Annotated in this window: 16 protein-coding genes; 8 read left to right on the top strand and 8 right to left on the bottom strand. The window is 56.6% G+C overall.

The features are described from left to right. Window positions 1-236 precede the first annotated feature (236 nt). The 3 genes from rplS (at window position 237) to Q0816_RS08570 (ending at window position 1,243) form a co-directional block, all read left to right on the top strand. The gene (gene rplS, locus Q0816_RS08580; RefSeq protein WP_058273331.1) at window positions 237-620 is read left to right on the top strand and encodes a 50S ribosomal protein L19; all 384 of its coding nucleotides are present in this window, start codon (window positions 237-239) and stop codon (window positions 618-620) included. A gap of 11 nt (window positions 621-631) precedes the next feature. Then, on the top strand, window positions 632-853 hold the full coding sequence (rpmE, locus tag Q0816_RS08575) for a 50S ribosomal protein L31 (RefSeq protein WP_050605278.1): 222 nt from the start codon (window positions 632-634) through the stop codon (window positions 851-853). Window positions 854-1,015: 162 nt separating this feature from the next. Beyond that, complete coding sequence (locus Q0816_RS08570) at window positions 1,016-1,243, top strand: hypothetical protein (protein WP_298849465.1); 228 nt, start codon at window positions 1,016-1,018, stop codon at window positions 1,241-1,243. Here the strand turns inward: Q0816_RS08570 and Q0816_RS08565 are convergent. Then, a complete protein-coding gene (locus tag Q0816_RS08565) occupies window positions 1,240-2,847 on the bottom strand; it encodes an MFS transporter (RefSeq protein WP_298849463.1) in 1,608 nt (535 codons plus the stop codon). The two genes, Q0816_RS08570 and Q0816_RS08565, sit on opposite strands and share 4 nt — an antisense overlap. A gap of 78 nt (window positions 2,848-2,925) precedes the next feature. After that, on the bottom strand, window positions 2,926-3,813 hold the full coding sequence (locus tag Q0816_RS08560; protein WP_298849461.1) for a transporter: 888 nt from the start codon (window positions 3,811-3,813) through the stop codon (window positions 2,926-2,928). A 217-nt stretch (window positions 3,814-4,030) separates the two neighbouring features. Here Q0816_RS08560 and Q0816_RS08555 point away from each other — a divergent pair, with 217 nt between their 5' ends. Further along, a complete protein-coding gene (locus tag Q0816_RS08555; RefSeq protein WP_298849458.1) occupies window positions 4,031-4,840 on the top strand; it encodes a division plane positioning ATPase MipZ in 810 nt (269 codons plus the stop codon). Window positions 4,841-5,163: 323 nt separating this feature from the next. Here Q0816_RS08555 and Q0816_RS08550 read toward each other — a convergent pair whose 3' ends face one another. From Q0816_RS08550 to Q0816_RS08525, 6 genes are all read right to left on the bottom strand, one after another. Continuing rightward, window positions 5,164-6,219, bottom strand: a complete 1,056-nt coding sequence (locus Q0816_RS08550) for an ABC transporter ATP-binding protein (RefSeq protein ID WP_298849456.1) — start codon at window positions 6,217-6,219, stop codon at window positions 5,164-5,166. A 3-nt stretch (window positions 6,220-6,222) separates the two neighbouring features. Next, window positions 6,223-7,059, bottom strand: coding sequence for a sn-glycerol-3-phosphate ABC transporter permease UgpE (gene ugpE / locus Q0816_RS08545; protein WP_298849905.1), 837 nt, complete (start codon window positions 7,057-7,059; stop codon window positions 6,223-6,225). A gap of 20 nt (window positions 7,060-7,079) precedes the next feature. After that, window positions 7,080-7,961, bottom strand: a complete 882-nt coding sequence (gene ugpA, locus Q0816_RS08540) for a sn-glycerol-3-phosphate ABC transporter permease UgpA (RefSeq protein ID WP_298849453.1) — start codon at window positions 7,959-7,961, stop codon at window positions 7,080-7,082. Between the two features lie 52 nt (window positions 7,962-8,013). After that, window positions 8,014-9,324: a sn-glycerol-3-phosphate ABC transporter substrate-binding protein UgpB gene (gene ugpB / locus Q0816_RS08535; RefSeq protein ID WP_298849451.1), complete on the bottom strand. Its 1,311-nt coding sequence runs from the start codon at window positions 9,322-9,324 to the stop codon at window positions 8,014-8,016. A gap of 708 nt (window positions 9,325-10,032) precedes the next feature. Beyond that, window positions 10,033-11,283, bottom strand: a complete 1,251-nt coding sequence (locus tag Q0816_RS08530) for an adenylate/guanylate cyclase domain-containing protein (protein ID WP_298849449.1) — start codon at window positions 11,281-11,283, stop codon at window positions 10,033-10,035. A gap of 60 nt (window positions 11,284-11,343) precedes the next feature. Continuing rightward, window positions 11,344-11,796, bottom strand: a complete 453-nt coding sequence (locus tag Q0816_RS08525) for a MarR family winged helix-turn-helix transcriptional regulator (protein ID WP_298849447.1) — start codon at window positions 11,794-11,796, stop codon at window positions 11,344-11,346. Window positions 11,797-11,853: 57 nt separating this feature from the next. Here Q0816_RS08525 and hmgA point away from each other — a divergent pair, with 57 nt between their 5' ends. The 4 genes from hmgA (at window position 11,854) to Q0816_RS08505 (ending at window position 17,467) form a co-directional block, all read left to right on the top strand. After that, window positions 11,854-13,209, top strand: coding sequence for a homogentisate 1,2-dioxygenase (gene hmgA, locus Q0816_RS08520; protein ID WP_298849445.1), 1,356 nt, complete (start codon window positions 11,854-11,856; stop codon window positions 13,207-13,209). A 220-nt stretch (window positions 13,210-13,429) separates the two neighbouring features. Next, entirely contained in the window at window positions 13,430-14,686 is a 1,257-nt protein-coding gene (gene fahA / locus Q0816_RS08515) for a fumarylacetoacetase (RefSeq protein WP_298849443.1), read from the top strand. Between the two features lie 86 nt (window positions 14,687-14,772). Then, complete coding sequence (locus tag Q0816_RS08510) at window positions 14,773-15,723, top strand: MBL fold metallo-hydrolase (RefSeq protein WP_298849441.1); 951 nt, start codon at window positions 14,773-14,775, stop codon at window positions 15,721-15,723. Window positions 15,724-15,856: 133 nt separating this feature from the next. Next, a complete protein-coding gene (locus Q0816_RS08505) occupies window positions 15,857-17,467 on the top strand; it encodes an FAD-dependent oxidoreductase (protein WP_298849439.1) in 1,611 nt (536 codons plus the stop codon). Window positions 17,468-17,471: the final 4 nt, after the last annotated feature.

The raw sequence follows: 17,471 nt of genomic DNA, 5'->3' as shown, positions 1-17,471 counted from the left end.
CCCAATACCCTTAAACGACCGCTATCCGGTGCCGCATCCTGCGACTCCGGTGTTTTGGTTTGCATCATGACATGGCGTCCCGCTTTCTTCTGCACGGACGTGTCGGATCGGACCAGATCAAAGGAACATTCGATCTGACCTCTGGCGGGCTGTGTGCAGGACCCGGTGAAGACCAAGAGCTCTCAGGCCGTGCCCAAACTTCGTGGACCAACCACGAGCAGATAGGAGAAACTGCGATGGACCTGATCGCACAGCTTGAGGCGGAACAGATTGCCGCCCTGGGGAAAGATATCCCCGATTTCAAAGCCGGTGACACCATCCGTGTCGGCTTTAAAGTGACCGAAGGGTCGCGCACCCGTGTGCAGAACTATGAAGGCGTCTGCATCGCCCGCAAGGGCGGCAACACCATCGCCGGTGCGTTCACCGTGCGCAAGATTTCGTTTGGCGAAGGCGTGGAGCGTGTGTTCCCGCTGTATTCGACCAACATCGACAGCATCACCGTTGTCCGCCGCGGCCGCGTCCGTCGCGCCAAACTGTACTATCTGCGCTCGCGCCGTGGTAAATCCGCGCGTATCGCAGAGGTTACCAACTACAAGCCCAAGGCTGGCGCCGAGGCGTAAGGAGCGGAAAGATGAAAAAAGACATCCATCCCGATTATCACGTCATCGACGTCAAAATGACCGATGGCACCGTAGTTCAGATGAAATCCACCTGGGGCGCCGAAGGCGATCAGCTGGCTCTGGAAATCGACCCCTCCGTGCATCCCGCATGGACCGGTGGTTCGTCGCGTCTGATGGACGCTGGCGGCCGTGTGTCGAAGTTCAAAAAGAAATACGAAGGTCTGGGCTTCTAATCCTGACCCGTTTCGATTGCGAAAGGCCGTCCTTTGGGGCGGCCTTTTCTTTTTGGATCTCGGCCACATGGGGTAAACGCCAGACACGATGCATTTTCGGTAAAGGCCCTAAGATGCTACACTCCATCTGACCAACGCTCAGATGCCATGGAGAAACCCGGAATGCCCCAGTACAACGACATGATCGAGCTTTCGGTCAAGGATATGGACCTGATTGAAACGGCTTTGCGCGACTCCGTCGCTTCTTTGTCACAAGCCGCGTTGGATGAACCCGAGGACAGCAAGGCCAACCGTGAAGACACTTTACGGCGCATTCACGAACTTCTGGGTAAGTTGCACGATCAGAAGGTCTTCTATCGTCCGCAAAAGGGGGTTTACCTTGGCGGCTAGGGGCTGGGTTGTCGCGGTTTGCGCGTCAACTCGGCCGCACTGTGGACAGGGGGTATCGGTCCGCGCAACAACATCAGCGCCAGGGCCATCCCGGCCAGCGCCGCAATCGCGGCAACCATCATGGCACTGTCAAAGGCGTTGTCTTGCACATCCCGTAAGGCTTTGGCCAATGCACTTCCCGTTGTCGGATCCATCCCCGAGATCAATTGCTGGATCTGGTTAGGCGTTCCGTGCGTCAGCGCGTGGGCCAGACCCTCGCGCTGGGTCGATCCGGCAGGCAGCGCATCGATCACCTCGGACAGATCACGGCGTTTCGTGACAGCTTCGGCCAGGCCTCCGACCACGGCACCAAGTGTTGCGCCGAAATAGAGGCAGGCATTTATGACCCCCGAACCCTGCCCCACATGTTGCTCGGGTAGCAGGCGCAGACCAAGCCGTGGCAACAGCGAAAAGCAGATGCCCAGCCCAACGCCGACGATCAGCAGCTTCCACCAGATTTCGGTGAAATGCGTGGTGTTCGTGGTCGTCATCAGCAGCAGAAACCCACAAGCCATCGCGCCCAGGCCAATCGCGATCGGCCACTGAAAACTGTAGGGTGCCAGAAAGCGGGGCGCGATGACCGAGATTGCGAACATGCTGAGGCTTAGAGGCATGATTGCCAGACCCGCACTGATGGACGAATATCCAAAGGCATCGGGCGATTGGACGAATGTGTTGAAATAGACAAAGAAACAGAACAGCGTGAAACCGGTAAAGAACATTCCTGCCGCAGCCATCAAGTAACGCGGATGGCGAAAGTATCGCAGTTCGATCAGCGGGTCGTCGCTGCGGCGGGACACGATAACAAGGGCAACCGTCGACACCGCCGCCACTAAAAGCGGCACCAGTGTCAGAGGCGAAGTCCACCCGCCGCTTTCCCCGTTGCTGAGCGCAAAAGACAATGGTCCAAGGAAAAACAGGATGGCGAGCGCCCCCGCGTAGTCGAACTTTGCCCCGGCCAGACGGGTGTCGGGGATGTATTTCCGTTTGCTGACATGCAGACCGATGGCAAAGGCCAAAGCCAGCAGAACCAGGTCGGCCGCAAAGACTGCGCGCCAGCTGACATAGTGCCCGAAAGCGCCGCCAACGATCGGCCCGACACCGATCGCCAGGCCAACGATCGCACCCCAGATACCGGTGACGCTGGCGCGCTGCTCCTCGGGGGTGGCAGCGGTCAGCAGTGACAAGGAGGTGCCGAACAATGCCGCTGCTCCTGCCCCTTGCGCACCGCGCCCGAACAACAGCATGGCCCCATCCTGCGCGAACAGGGCCAGGGCCGATCCGATCGCAAAAACAATCATGCCAAAGAAGAACACGCCCATCTTGCCGGTGATGTCCCCCAGGCGGCTGACGATGCAAACAAGTGTCGCGCTGGTCACGGAATAAGTGGCCATCACCCATTGCAGCCCTGACGGGGTCAGATCGAACTCTGCCTTGAGGTTGGGTAAAATGGTGGTCACGGCGGTGGTGTTAAACCCCACGACCATCATGCAGATTGCCGTCATCGCCAGCACCACGCGGGCGCGGGACTGTTGAGATATATCTGCCGAGGTCTTGTCGCGCATGAAATACCCTCAGACTATGATTGTTTAATGCAATTATTCATCAGTTTAGCGATTTTTGCCTCCGCGCATAGGGTGGCGTCAGATCCAGAAGGACAGTGCAATCGGCAGCACCAGGATGGTGCTGAGCGTCGAGACGAGAATAAGCCCGGCCACATCCGGTCCATATTCCGGCACATGCTGGTCGATAAACAGATAAGTCGCCACGGATGACGGCATCAGGCAGCACAGGATCAGAGCACCCCGCTCGGTTCCGGTGAAGCCGAACAACCAGATCAGAACACTGGCAATCAGAACCGCCATTGCCAGATGCAGGGCCGTCAACAAAACAGCCCGGCCCAGACGCTTGACCTGCAACGTCGCCAGAGTGTGGCCCAGAGTCAGCAGCATCAGCGGGATCGACAGCCCGCCCAGAATGTCAAAGGATTTGGCAACCGGCTGCGGCAGGCTGGTCCCCGTGGTCATCAGGATCAGCGAAAGCGCCACGGCGTAGATAATCGGAGAGGTCGCCAGTTTCTTTGGCGAAAACTCTCCGGCCGGAATCCACATGCCGACGGTGAAGATGCTGATCAGCACCACCACCACAAAGGCCATCGTATAGGCCATGCCCGCATCGCCCAGCGCCAGCAGTGCAATCGGCAGGCCGATATTGCCGACATTGCTGTGCATCAACGGTGTCAGAAAGGCCCGCACAGGCAGGTGCAGAGCTTTGAGCGCGACAAAGCCCAACACAGCGAACCCTGACACCGCCAGAGCGGCGGCGGCCATCATGTCAAGAAAGGTGCCCACCGCTAGTTTCGTGGTCGATAAATGCGAGATGATCAGCGTCGGATAGCCCACCTTTGAGACGATCCCACCAATGACTTTATTGTCGAACGGCGCGTGAATCACGGCTAGGCCAAAGCCGATCCCGGCACAGATCAGAACTGGTAAAACCACATTCAAAACGTTCAGGAACAGATGTTCCAAGCCGAATTCTCCTTGCCAAAACGGTGTTCAGACTGTGAATCAGGGTCGATGTTTTGACAAGCGCCCCTTGTAACCCTCGTGTTGCGCAGGGTTTTCCAATTTAGGGCCTGATATTGCTCGAAAGCAGCGCTTGAGGTTCTTTTCATCGCAGTCGACACAACATATAGTGGCTGACAACAACGTGTAGTCAAACACGGCAAGACTTGGGAATACAAGCATGGCACATATTATTGTGGTCGGGAACGAAAAGGGTGGCGCAGGCAAATCGACCGTGTCGATGCATGTGGCAACCGCACTGGCCCGATTGGGACACAAGGTCAGCACGCTGGACCTGGACCTGCGCCAGCGCAGTCTGGGACGCTATTTCGAGAACCGCAACAACTTCCTCAAAAGCTCGGACCTGACTCTGCCCGGCCCGCGCCACCACGACCTGCCTGAGATCGATGCCGCGACGTTGAAGCCGGGTGAGAACATCTATGACCACCGTCTATCCGCTGCCGTGTCGCAACTGGAAAGCGACAGCGATTTCATCCTGATCGACTGTCCGGGATCACACACGCGGCTCAGCCAGGTGGCGCATTCGCTGGCCGACACGCTGATCACGCCGCTGAATGACAGTTTCATCGACTTTGACCTGCTGGCGCGGATTGACTCGAAGGGCGAGAAAATCCTCGGCCCGTCGGTCTATTCCGAGATGGTGTGGAATGCCCGTCAACTTCGGGCCCAGGCCGGGTTGAAACCCATCGACTGGGTTGTTGTCCGCAACCGGGTCGGGACGCAGCGGATGGTCAACAAGGAAAAGATGCAGCGCGCAATCGAGATGCTGTCGCAGCGCATCGGGTTTCGCGTCGCTTCAGGCTTTTCCGAACGGGTTGTTTTCCGTGAACTATTCCCCCGTGGTCTGACTCTGCTTGATCTCAAGGATATCGGCGTCAAGCAGCTGAACATCTCGAACATCGCCGCCCGTCAAGAGCTGCGCGACATGATGAAAGAGCTGAACCTGCCGGGTGTTGAGATCGATTTCTGACCGGCTGTCTTGGCAGCCGCATTGCGCGCTAGGCGATGTGCCGCGCTTGCAAATGACCAAAGTGTGCTCAATGGCGGCTCAGCGCTCATTAAACCCATCCGAGCTAGCCGCAGAGAACGAATGCAGTGAGCCCAATCACTCCAATTGATGCGCGCTGTGTCAACGACCACAAACGGGCTATAGCTTTCATTGAGGTCGGCTTAGACAGATCCAAACCGCCAATCGCGATAGCAAATCTGAAATCGCCGAGGCTGCAAGTCAGTCGCAATGTTCCGGTTTAGCGTATTTGGTGACTTGGAAAACCGCAGTGAAACACAAGATTTTTAACCCGTACGACGTAGGCCTGTGTCAATATCGAAGAGATGCGATTTAGCGGGCTGGATCGAAAACCGCATGATAGAGTTCTCACCGCTCAGGACATGAACACCCGGCAGGCTGGCTGTGAAGCTTTCGTTTGTGTCAACAAGTTCACAATGCAGAAGAGTATTTGCGCCAAGCGGTTCAGCCAATTTGGGGCGCACGCGGATGGCTCCGGCGTCTTCGGCGATCAGATGCTCCGGGCGGACACCAAATTTGACTGGGCCGTTGGGCCCACTAGACTCAGCAATACGTTGATCGCCCGAAGTGACCCATCCATCCTTAATTTCCGCATCCAGAATGTTCATTGCCGGGCTGCCAATGAACTGTGCTGCAAAAAGTGTGCGCGGGGTTTCGTAAACCTCGAGTGGGGTGCCGATCTGTTCGGCAACGCCACCATTCATCACGATCATCCGGTCTGCCATAGTCATCGCCTCGACCTGATCATGAGTAACGTATAGTGCCGTTATACCCAGCTTCGACTGAAGCTCTTTGATCTCAAGACGCATTTGAACGCGCAGTTTGGCGTCGAGGTTCGACAGTGGTTCATCAAAGAGAAACACCGCCGGTTCACGTACGATAGCCCGCCCCATCGCTACGCGCTGACGCTGCCCGCCAGAGAGTTCTCGGGGTTTGCGATCCAACAGCGGTTCAAGTTGCAGCAATCTGGCGGCTTCCAGCACCTTGGCGTCAACCTCTCCCTTCGGAAGCTTGGCGATCTTGAGCCCGTAGCCCATGTTTTGACGCACAGACATATGCGGGTAGAGAGCATAATTCTGAAACACCATTGCGATGTCGCGGTCCATCGGCTCCTTTTCGTTGGCGCGCTCTCCCCCGATTAATACGTCTCCAGCGGTTACCGTTTCCAACCCTGCTACCATGCGTAGCAAGGTGGATTTTCCACAGCCCGACGGTCCGACGATGACTATGAATTCGCCATCAACAATGTCCACAGAGACATCGTGGATCACCTCAGTGTCGCCAAAGCTTTTCTTGATATCTTGCAGGGAAACTGTTGCCATCTGCTATTTCTCACTATCGACAAGGCCGCGAATAAACAGCCGTTGCATGCCCACGACTACGATTACCGGCGGGATCATCGCAAGGATTGAGGTGGCCATGATCGTTGGCCAGTGGGCAAAGTCATCTCCGCTTGGGAACATCTGTTTGATGCCCATTACGATTGTGTTCATCTCCGGGTCCGTCGTGATCAACAGCGGCCAGAGGTATTGGTTCCAGCCATAGATAAAGAGGATAACAAAAAGCGCAGCGATGTTTGTGCGGCTCATCGGGACAACGATATCCCAAAAGAACCGCATCGGACGGGCGCCGTCCACGCGTGCAGCCTCTGCCAGTTCATCCGGGATGGTCAGAAAGAATTGCCGAAACAAAAACGTCGCCGTGGCCGAGGCGATCAGAGGAAATATCAGGCCGGAATATGAGTTCAGCATACCGAATCCGGCCACCACCTCGTAAGTGGGTACGATACGTACCTCAACAGGCAGCATTAGTGTCAGGAAGATCAGCCAGAAAAAGATGCCCCGACCGGGAAACTTGAAGTAGACAATGGCAAATGCCGAAAGAAGGGAAATGACAATTTTGCCCACTGCGATCCCGATGGCCAAAACCAGACTGTTGAACAGCATTGTCCCGACCGGCACGTTGATACCTGAGTAGAGTGCGTTCTTATAGTTGATCCAGAGCTGATCACCCGGCCAGACCGGCATGGGTGGGCGGATGATGTCTGACTGGGTCACCGTCGAGGCCACGAATGCCAGCCAGATCGGAAAGAAGATCACCAGCACACCAAGAATCATAAAGACGTGAGTAAGCCACAGCCCGGTGCCTCGCTTTTCGACCATGCCGTGAATTTCGCGTGCCATCAGTAGTGCACCCGTTTTTCAATAAACTTGAACTGCAGGATCGTCAGCAGCCCCACCACGATCAGCAAGATGACCGATTGCGCGGAAGACGACCCTAGATCCTGGCTGACGAACCCGTCCGAATAGACCTTGTAGACAAGGATCGTGGTTGCCTGCTGCGGCCCGCCTCCGGTGATGGTGTGGATCACGCCGAAGGTTTCAAAAAAGGAGTAGACGATATTGACCACAAGCAAGAAGAAGGTCGTAGGCGACAAAAGCGGCAGGACAATTGTCCAGAACCGCCGCCAGAAATGCGCGCCATCTATGGCAGCGGCCTCGATGACCGATTTTGGCACGGCTTGTAGGGCCGCGAAAAAAAACAGGAAGTTATAGCTGATCCGCCCCCAGGCAGATGCAACGACAACAAGGCCCATTGCCTCTGTCCCGTTCAGTACATGGTTCCAGTCGTATCCTAATTGTCCCAGATACCAGGATACCACGCCGACGCGGGTGTTGAACATGAACAGCCAGAGCACACCCGCAACTGCAGGAGCCACAGCATAGGGCCAGATCAGTAACGTGCGGTAAACGCCGGATCCCTTGATCAAACGATCCGCAATGACGGCAAGAAACAATGCCGGAATCATCGAGCACAGTGTAACTAGGATCGAAAAGATCGCAGTCGTCACAAAAGATGCTCGGTAGAACTTGTCCGACAGTAGGTATTCAAAATTACCAAGGCCCACATACTGCATGGACAGGCCAAAGGGGTCGGGAATGAACAACGATTGCCAGATCGCTTGGCCGGCCGGGTAGAAAAAGAACACTGCCGAGATTACGACTTGCGGCGCAATCAGCAGCAGCGGCAGCACCCAACCGCGAAACTTAACCCGTTTTTCCATCAGACCCCTCGGCTAAAAAAGGCGGGCCGTTTGGCCCACCCTTCGTATTGCCTTAGTTGTTTGCCGACTCGAACCGGCGCAGCAACGCGTCGCCGCGTTCCTTGGCGCTGTCCATCGCTTCCTGAGCGGTCTTGTCACCTGCCCAGATGGCCTCAAGCTCTTCGTCGATGATGCCGCGGATTTGATCGAAGGACCCAAGACGCAAGCCTTTGGAGTTCGCCGTCGGCTCTTTCGCGGTCATCTGGATCACAGCCACATCGGTACCGGGGTTTGCCTCGTAGAATCCGGCGTCGCGGGTTGCTTCGCCCGCTTCTGCGGTGATGGGTAGATAGCCGGTGTCCTGATGCCATTGCGCCTGCACGTCACTGGACGACAAGAAGCTCAGGAATTCGCCAACACCTGCGTATTCGGCGTCTTCATGGCCTTCCATGACCCAAAGGGAAGCCCCACCGATGATGGTGTTCTGCGGGCCGTTTCCGACGCCTTCCCAGTAGGGCAGTGGTCGCACGTCGAAATCAAACTCTGCTTCCGCCTTGATCCCGGCATAACCAGCCGAGCTTTCGGTGAACAGCGCACATTCACCAGACCGGAAGTTAGCGCCACCTTCATTGCGGCGCCCGGTATAGATGAACTTGCCGTCTTTCGCCCAGTCACCCATGGCCGTCAGATGTGCGACCTGAGCTTCACCGTTCAACATCAGTTCTGTATCAAGTCCGGCAAAGCCGTTGTCCTGACTGGCGAATGGCACGTCATGATAAGCCGAGAAGTTTTCAAGGTGAATCCAGCTTTGCCATGCGGTCACTAAGGGGCATTGAGACCCACCAGCCTTGAGGGCCTCTAGCGTTTCACCCACTTTCTGCCACGTCGACAGATCCGTGTCAGGATCAACACCCGCGGCTTCAAAAGCATCCCGGTTCACCCACAATACCGGCGTGGACGAGTTAAACGGCAGCGACAGCATTTCACCGTCGGTGGTCGTATAGTACCCCTTGACAGATCCGATGTAGGCGTTTGGATCAAACGTGGCGCCGCTATCAGCCATCACCTCGTAAACAGGCTTGGTCGCCCCTTTTGCGGACATCATCGTAGCTGTTCCGACTTCAAATACCATGAGGATATGGGGTTGCTCGCCGGCGCGGAATGCAGCGATTCCAGAGTTGAGCGTTTCGGAGTAGTTGCCCTTGTGGCTTTGCACTACGATATAGTCGTTTTGGCTTGCATTGAACTCTTCAACCTGTGCCGCGACCAGCTCGCCCAAGCGGCCAGTAAATGCGTGCCAGAATTGCACTTCGGTCTGTGCAATGGCCGCAACTGGCGACAGCATTGTGGTAATGGCGAGAGCTCCGAGAAATGAATTTTGCATTGTTCCTCCCTGGCACCGCAGCGGTGCGTAGTATTTGTGCTGGGACTTAGTTCCCATGCATATTGTTCGATATCAAAACGATACACCCCTTCGAGAATTTATCAAGAAAGGACTCCCCAGCCCTATGAAGCATCACATTCCAACATTTTCGCTTTGTCCAACGGTACACTTGGCGACGACCGATCAGTTCAGCTTGGATCGCGGAGGTTTTTGGTAAACACAGGGAACCTTAAAATTGCTTGCCCGTCACAAAGCACTCTGTGTTCGACACAGTGGTACAATAGCGATTGGAATATTGCGAGATGCGGTCTTCTCATGGGCGCGTAAACAGAACAGTTGATATCAGTTTTCTGCGAATTGAGAGTATAACCATTGGCTATGCACGAGCGTCTACAGAACAGATTCTCGCCCTAGCTGCCGTTCGCAATACTATAATGGCGCCCAAAGCGGACGATGGTTGATAGGAAGCGAAAGCTCGCTTTGTCCGAACCACCGCCATCTGCAATGCGCCTGGGAATGTCCGGTTTACGCGATTCGCGACGTGCCGCGCTTGCAAATGACTAAAGTGTGCTCAATGGCGGCTCAGGGCTCACACCGGTCATTGGTCGAAATCCGCACTAAGGTCGACCATCCGGACAATCCCATCGCTGACGTCCGGCGGAACCAGGACGTTCCGCCAAGTCTTTCAATTTCGGAATAGAATCAGTTTCATTCAGTTACTGATGGCCCGCCCGGACTGTATACCGTGAATAACTCTTTCGGTTCGTGCACACCGCGCAGCATGTAGCGACCGACCGAGACGAGCTCTTGCGCGCAGGGCGACGCAGCGCGGGCGACATCGTCCGAGATCAGGATTCTCTGACCCAGCGACCGGTGCATTCCGGCAATGCGGGCGGCCTGGTTGACGGCCGGACCGATCACCGTGAAGTCCAGCCGCGTCTTGGACCCGATATTGCCATAGAGAATCTCACCCGAGTGAAGCGCCAATGTGAAGTTCGCAACCGGCAAGCCTTCGGCCTGACGTTTGGTGTTCAAGTCATCCATGCGGGCTTGGAGAAGGGGTACGGCGCCGAGCGCGGCGCGGGCGTCCTCGTCTATTTCACCGACGTCGAACATCGCCATCAGCCCGTCGCCCATGAATTTCAGAATGTTCCCGCCCCTGTCATGCACGACACTTACGGCTACGGCCAGATAATCGTTCAGCATGTCGATGATCTCGTGCCCCGGCAGGTCTTCTGACAGGTTGGTGAACCCTTCAAGGTCGAAATTCCAGATCACCGCATCGATCTGTTGCAGTGACCCGCGCCGGATTTCACCGGACAAAACGCGACGACCTGCGTCACGGCCCAGGTAAACACGCATCAGATCTTCGGTCAGGGTCTGGTTCTTGGCGGATTTGAGCGCCAGTCCCAGATGCGGCAACACGCTTTTGATCCGGCTCAGGTCACTGTCTTCAAAACCGGTGGGCGCATCACTGGTCAAGGACATCAGAACGCCATCACTGACCTTTTTCTCTCCATTGGGACGCACTTTCTGAGAGCCCTCGTAAGAAAGCCCGGTGGCGTAATAATCGGTAGCTCCGTTTTCGCGCAGATCATTCAGCAAAGGAAAGCGACTTGGCTCATTCTGCTCCACCAATTTGACCCGGATTTCATCCAGATCTTCGTGCAGCAGGGCATAGAGTGGGCTTTGCTGCCATATCTCGCTGGGCGCGTCCGTGTTTTCGAATTTTTCGGATTCTCCACCAGCCCCGTTATACCAGCTATAGCCGGTTCCGCCGTAGACCGGGTGCAGGGTCGATTGCGCCGCGTGAAAGCGCATCAACGGGACGCCCAAAGCCACGAGTCTGGTACAAAAGCCTTCCAGCAACTCCTCCTGCCCGGCACCTTCAAGCCCCTTGGTGACCAGCCAGTCGACCAAGGCATTGGTCGAGGGTGAAACAGGTTCAAATGACGTCATACTAAAATCCGTATCAAGCATGGGACACATCTGGGGGCGGCGTCGACCGATTACCAGTGCTTAATCCAGCCCGGCCAGTCGCTGCAGCATGTGTCGCAGCAGCGCAGCCTCTTGCGCGCTGAACAGCCCCGACAGCTTGGCATCGTAACTTGCAGCCACTTTGCGCAGGTCACGATACACCGTTTGCCCCGCCGGTGTCAGCGCCAACCATTCCGCCCGCCGGTCCGCCTCGTCCCGGGTGCGCTTCAGATAGCGGCGCTGTTCCAGTTTGCTTACAGCCCGGCTGATCTTGGTTTTGTGCATTCTGGCCCGTTCACCGATTTCCTTGGCAGTCATTTCGCCAAACAAGCCCAAATGGAACAATACCCGCCATTCGGTTCTGAGCATACCGTAGCGGCCTTTGTAGACCCCCTGAAATTCAAGCGAGGCCCGTTCGGCCGCCTGGTTCAGCAGGAATGGCAGAAAATCCTGCAGGAAAAAGTCATCATTTTTTTCGGATTCGTCGTTTGTCATGCTTGTTAGTTACAAAATCAACTATTAACCGACAAGCAGCAAACGGAGGAACCTGCTATGAATCGTCCGACAGATCCGCATTCTTTGACGCAAGCTGCAACACCAGTTGGTACCCATGCCGGTTACATGCCCGGCTTTGGCAACGATTTCGAATCCGAGGCTTTGCCCGATGCACTGCCGCAAGGGATGAACAGCCCGCAAAGGTGCAACTACGGGCTATATGGTGAGCAACTCAGCGGTACGGCCTTTACCGCCAACCCGCCCGAACGCACCTGGTGCTATCGCATCCGCCCGTCCGTAAAGCACTCACATCGTTACGAAAAGATTGACTTGCCGTATTGGAAATCGGCTCCCTGCATCGATCCGGATGTGATCAGCCTGGGTCAATATCGCTGGGATCCCGTACCGCATTCTGATGAAGGTCTGAACTGGATGACCGGGATGCGGACCATGACGACGGCCGGTGATGTAAACACGCAGGTGGGCATGGCCTGCCACATCTATCTGGTCACGGACTCGATGGTCGATGACTACTTTTTCTCAGCAGATTCCGAATTGCTGGTTGTACCGCAGGAAGGGCGTCTGCGTTTCGCCACAGAACTGGGCGTCATCGATCTGGAACCCAAGGAAATCGCAATCATTCCACGCGGCTTGCTGTACCGCGTCGAAGTATTAGAAGGCCCTGCGCGTGGCTTTGTCTGCGAGAATTACGGGCAGAAGTTTGAACTGCCGGGTCGTGGCCCGATTGGTGCAAACTGCATGGCCAACCCGCGCGACTTCAAGGCGCCCGTGGCTGCATTCGAAGACCGCGAGGTGCCCTCGACCGTAACGATCAAGTGGTGCGGTCAGTTCCACACCACCAAAATCGGCCACAGCCCGCTGGATGTGGTCGCTTGGCACGGCAACTACGCACCGTACAAATATGACCTGCGCAATTACTGCCCCGTCGGTGCAATCCTTTTTGACCACCCCGATCCGTCGATCTTTACCGTTCTGACGGCCCCTTCAGGTCAACCAGGTACGGCCAATATCGACTTTGTCCTGTTCCGCGAACGCTGGATGGTGATGGAAGACACCTTCCGCCCACCCTGGTACCACAAGAACATCATGTCCGAGCTGATGGGTAACATCTACGGTCAGTACGATGCGAAACCTCAGGGTTTCGTTCCGGGCGGCACAAGCTTGCACAACATGATGATCCCGCACGGGCCCGATAAAGAAGCTTTTGAAAAAGCGTCAAACGCCAATCTGGGACCGGACAAGCTGGACCAGACGATGTCGTTTATGTTCGAAACCCGTTTCCCCCAGCACCTGACCCCGTTTGCCGCAAATGAGGCGCCGCTTCAGGACGACTATATCGATTGCTGGACATCGCTTGAGAAGAAGTTCGACGGGACTCCAGGCAAGAAATGAGCCTTGGATTGGTTTACCCATGTGCAACCGTCCTGTTGGTGATGAACGCACCGGAACTCAACGGATTGCGGAGTTCATGCGACTCCGCAATCGCCGGGCAAAGGTGCGGCCTTGGCAGGCGACTTGCCGTAACCGCGACAGCTTCGTGCTGTTGCAACCATCGTTCTGGGGTTAAGATCCTACCGAACCTCGCAAAAATCCAACAAAATAGGGGCAAAATATGCCTTTGATGACATCCTGGGTGCAGACAGCCAATGACGCGGCGCATCCGTTCCCATTGAACAACCTGCCTTACGGCGTGTTCTCAACCGAGGGTGACGAGCCCCGCTGCGGTGTGGCAATTGGCGACATGATCCTCGATGTCACCGCCGCTGAGGCCGAAGGCCTGATCGACCTCGGCGATGAGCCGCTGTTCGACATGCCGTTCTGGAACCCTCTGATGGAGGAAGGCCCTGCCGTCTGGACTGCCCTGCGTGAGCGGTTGATCGGCTTGCTGTCGGAAGATTCTGAGGAAAAGGACAAGGTCGAATCACTGCTTGTCAAACAAGACGATGCCGAAATGCACCTGCCCTTCGCGGTCAGCGAATACACCGATTTCTATGCGGGTCGGAATCATGCCGTCAACGTCGGCACCATGTTCCGTGGCCCGGAAAACGCGTTGCCGCCGAACTGGTTGCACATCCCGATTGGTTACAACGGGCGCGCGTCGTCGGTTGTTGTTTCAGGTACTGAAATCCGTCGCCCTTGGGGCCAGCTAAAATCCCCCGATCAAGACCTGCCCGCCTTCCTGCCGAGCCGTCGCTTTGATATCGAGCTTGAGATGGGCGCGATTGTCGGAACCCCGTCTGATGGTCCGATCACCGTGCAAGAAGCGGATGACAACATCTTCGGTTACGTCCTGCTGAACGACTGGTCCGCGCGAGACATTCAAGCCTGGGAATACCAGCCGCTGGGTCCATTCCAAGCCAAGGCCACAGCGACCTCGATCAGCCCATGGATCGTAACCAAGGCCGCGCTGGAGCCGTTCCGATGTGACACACCCGCCCGTGAGTTCGAGTTGCTGGATCATCTGAAAGATTGCGGACCGATGCTCTATGATATCGATCTGGCCGTGACGATGGCTCCTGAGGGCAAAGATGCAACCACCATCGCCCGGACGAATTACAATCAGATGTACTATTCTGCCGCCCAACAACTGGCGCATCACACAACCTCGGGCTGCCCAATGAACGCCGGCGACCTGCTGGGCTCGGGCACGATTTCCGGCCCGACCAAACCCGAACGCGGCTCGCTGCTGGAACTCAGCTGGGGCGGCAAGGAACCGCTGACACTGGATACCGGCGAGACCCGCAACTTCATCGAGGACGGCGACACCCTGACCCTGACCGGCGCGGCCAAAGGCGACGGCTTCACAATCGGCTTCGGTGATTGTGAAGGTGCTGTATTGCCCGCTCTCGATTCCCCGTTTGAACGATGACACACTGATCTTCATCTTTTCCCAAATATTCCCGCCGGAGGCATCCAACTCCTGCCTTCAGCGCAACCGCAAAAGGACAAAATCACATGGCCAAAGCATTCGCGTCCCAGGGGGACATGTCGGAAAAGAAAATCTCGTTCACCGAAGTGGGCGAAGGGCTCTATGCCTTTACCGCCGAGGGCGACCCGAACTCGGGCGTCATCATCGGTGATGACAGTGTGATGATCGTCGAAGCACAGGCGACTCCGCGTTTGGCGAACAAGGTGATCGAATGCGTGCGCTCGGTCACCGACAAGCCGATCACACATGTTGCCCTGACCCATTACCACGCCGTTCGCGTTCTGGGTGCCAGCGCGTTTGGCGCTCAGCAGATCCTGATGTCGGACATGGCGCGTGCCATGGTGGTGGAACGCGGGCAAGAGGATCGGGACAGCGAATTCCAACGTTTCCCGCGCCTGTTCGAAGGGCACGAGAGCATCCCCGGTCTGACCTGGCCCACCACCACGTTCAGCGATACAATGACCGTTTATCTGGGTAACCGCCGGATCGACCTGATGCATCTGGGCCGCGCGCATACGGCAGGCGATATTGTTATCCATGTGCCTGATCAGAACGTGATGTTCACTGGTGATATCGTCGAATATCACTCGGCCTGCTATTGCGGCGACGGGCATTTCAGCGACTGGGGAGACACGCTGGACGAGATCAAATGGTTTGATGTCGACGCCATCGCACCGGGTCGTGGGGATGCGCTGGTCGGCAAAGACATGGTGAATGCCGCGATCGAAAATACTCGCGATTTCGTCGAAAGCACCTATCGCCCGGCGGCCAAAGTTGCGGCACGTGGCGGCAGTCTGAAAGACGCATGGGATGCAGTGCGCGCAGAATGCGATCCGAAATTCGCCGATTACGCGATCTACGAACACTGCCTGCCGTTCAACGTAGCCCGCGCCTATGACGAAGCCCGAGGCATCGACACGCCCCGCATCTGGACCGCCCAGCGCGACCTTGAAATGTGGGAAGCTCTGCAAGGGTGACGGAAAACGGCCCGATTTGATCCAGATCGTGTTGCGCGGTGGGATTCAATGAAACCATAAGCCAAGGCCTCCGGCGCCTGCCGCGGGGGGACAGGATATGCAGCACGTTGGTGCATCTGCTTGGGGGGAGCCCATGAACAAGATCTTTGAAACGCCGCTTTACGGCTATGAACGCAGCCCGGATCAGGACAGCCCGACGCCCGTCAGGCGCAAGGTCATCGTAATCGGGGCCGGTCCGGTTGGTCTGGCCGCTGCCATCGATCTGGCCCAACACGGGGTCGAAGTTGTGGTTCTGGACGAGAACGACAAGGTCAGCTTTGGCAGTCGCGCCATCTGTTTTTCTCAACGCACTTTGGAAATTGCGGACCGGTTGGGATGCGGGCATAGATTGGTTGACAAAGGCGTGTTGTGGGATCGCGGCAAGGTCTTTTTCGATGATCGCCAGGTCTATGACTTTAACCTGCAACCGGATGAGGGCTATGCCAACCCGGCCTTCATCAACCTGCAGCAATACCACTTTGAAGATTACTTCGTTCAACGAGTTCGCGAATTGCAGGCAGAAGGTGCTCCGATCGAGATCCGCGGGCGCAACAAGGTCGACGCAATCGGTACGCATCAAGACCACGTTCGGCTGGAAGTCGAAACCCCCGAAGGCCCCTATACGGTTGAGGCGGAATGGCTAATTGCCTGTGATGGTGCCACGTCACCCACCCGGCGGATGCTGGGCATCGACTTCGAAGGGCGTGTATTCGAAGACAACTTCCTGATTGCGGATGTGATCATGGATGCGGATTTCCCCTCGGAACGCTGGTTCTGGTTCGATCCGCCATTCAATCGCGGGCAATCCGCGTTGTTGCACAAACAGCCCGACAATGTCTGGCGCATCGACTTGCAACTTGGTTGGGACATCGACAAGGAACGCGAAAAGCGCCCCGAGAATGTGATCCCCCGCCTCAAGGCGATGCTGGGCGACGACGTAGAGTTTCAGCTGGAGTGGGTCTCGATCTACACCTTCCAGTGTCGCCGCATGGAAAGCTTCTGCAAGGGCCGTGTTCTGTTTGCGGGGGACAGCGCACATCAGGTCAGCCCCTTTGGTGCGCGCGGGGCGAATTCCGGTCTGCAAGACACCGACAACCTGTGCTGGAAACTGAAACTGGTGCTGGATGGCAAGGCTCCGGAAAGCCTGCTGGACAGTTACAACACGGAACGTGTGCAGGGGGCGGACGAGAACATCCAGAAATCCAGCCGCTCGACCGATTTCATCACGCCGAAATCTGAGATGTCGCGGGTTCTGCGGGATGCGGTCCTGGACTTGAGCGAACAATACGAATTCGCCCGCCCGCTGGTGAATTCAGGGCGTCTGAGCCAACCTTGCACCTATGACGGCTCTTCACTGAACTCTGCCGATGCGTTGGACGGCCCGGCCGAGACGCGCCCCGGTTCGGCCTGCCCGGACGCACCGCTGGGCGATGAGTTCCTGCTGCCCAAGCTGGCAGGCAAATTCACCCTGCTGACCATCGACGCGGATGCCCCCGACACGCTGGAAGAGGATGGGGTTGAAGTCACGCGGCTGGCACTGTCAGTCAAAGACGACCTGACACTGGCACTCAAACGTCGCTATCTGGGCGACGCAACCAGCGCGGTTTATCTGATCCGCCCGGATCAGCACGTGGCGGCGCGACGGGATAGCTATGAAGAAAACAGTTTCCGGCATGCGATCCGCAGAGCCTGTGGTAAGGAGTAAGCGC

It is taken from the genome of uncultured Ruegeria sp. (assembly GCF_947497005.1).
Taxonomy (GTDB): Bacteria; Pseudomonadota; Alphaproteobacteria; order Rhodobacterales; family Rhodobacteraceae; genus Ruegeria.
This window is presented reverse-complemented; position numbering and strand designations above follow the sequence as displayed.

Bases quoted from the DNA above. Each gene is read 5' to 3' on its own strand.
- Q0816_RS08550 (WP_298849456.1), bottom strand. From the start codon at position 6,219: ATGGCAACAGTTTCCCTGCAAGATATCAAGAAAAGCTTTGGCGACACT.
- Q0816_RS08510 (WP_298849441.1), top strand. From the start codon at position 14,773: ATGGCCAAAGCATTCGCGTCCCAGGGGGACATGTCGGAAAAGAAAATC.
- ugpB (WP_298849451.1), bottom strand. From the start codon at position 9,324: ATGCAAAATTCATTTCTCGGAGCTCTCGCCATTACCACAATGCTGTCG.
- fahA (WP_298849443.1), top strand. From the start codon at position 13,430: ATGCCTTTGATGACATCCTGGGTGCAGACAGCCAATGACGCGGCGCAT.
- ugpE (WP_298849905.1), bottom strand. From the start codon at position 7,059: ATGGTCGAAAAGCGAGGCACCGGGCTGTGGCTTACTCACGTCTTTATG.
- ugpA (WP_298849453.1), bottom strand. From the start codon at position 7,961: ATGGAAAAACGGGTTAAGTTTCGCGGTTGGGTGCTGCCGCTGCTGCTG.
- Q0816_RS08555 (WP_298849458.1), top strand. From the start codon at position 4,031: ATGGCACATATTATTGTGGTCGGGAACGAAAAGGGTGGCGCAGGCAAA.
- Q0816_RS08525 (WP_298849447.1), bottom strand. From the start codon at position 11,796: ATGACAAACGACGAATCCGAAAAAAATGATGACTTTTTCCTGCAGGAT.
- Q0816_RS08570 (WP_298849465.1), top strand. From the start codon at position 1,016: ATGCCCCAGTACAACGACATGATCGAGCTTTCGGTCAAGGATATGGAC.
- Q0816_RS08505 (WP_298849439.1), top strand. From the start codon at position 15,857: ATGAACAAGATCTTTGAAACGCCGCTTTACGGCTATGAACGCAGCCCG.
- rpmE (WP_050605278.1), top strand. From the start codon at position 632: ATGAAAAAAGACATCCATCCCGATTATCACGTCATCGACGTCAAAATG.
- Q0816_RS08565 (WP_298849463.1), bottom strand. From the start codon at position 2,847: ATGCGCGACAAGACCTCGGCAGATATATCTCAACAGTCCCGCGCCCGC.
- hmgA (WP_298849445.1), top strand. From the start codon at position 11,854: ATGAATCGTCCGACAGATCCGCATTCTTTGACGCAAGCTGCAACACCA.
- Q0816_RS08530 (WP_298849449.1), bottom strand. From the start codon at position 11,283: ATGACGTCATTTGAACCTGTTTCACCCTCGACCAATGCCTTGGTCGAC.
- rplS (WP_058273331.1), top strand. From the start codon at position 237: ATGGACCTGATCGCACAGCTTGAGGCGGAACAGATTGCCGCCCTGGGG.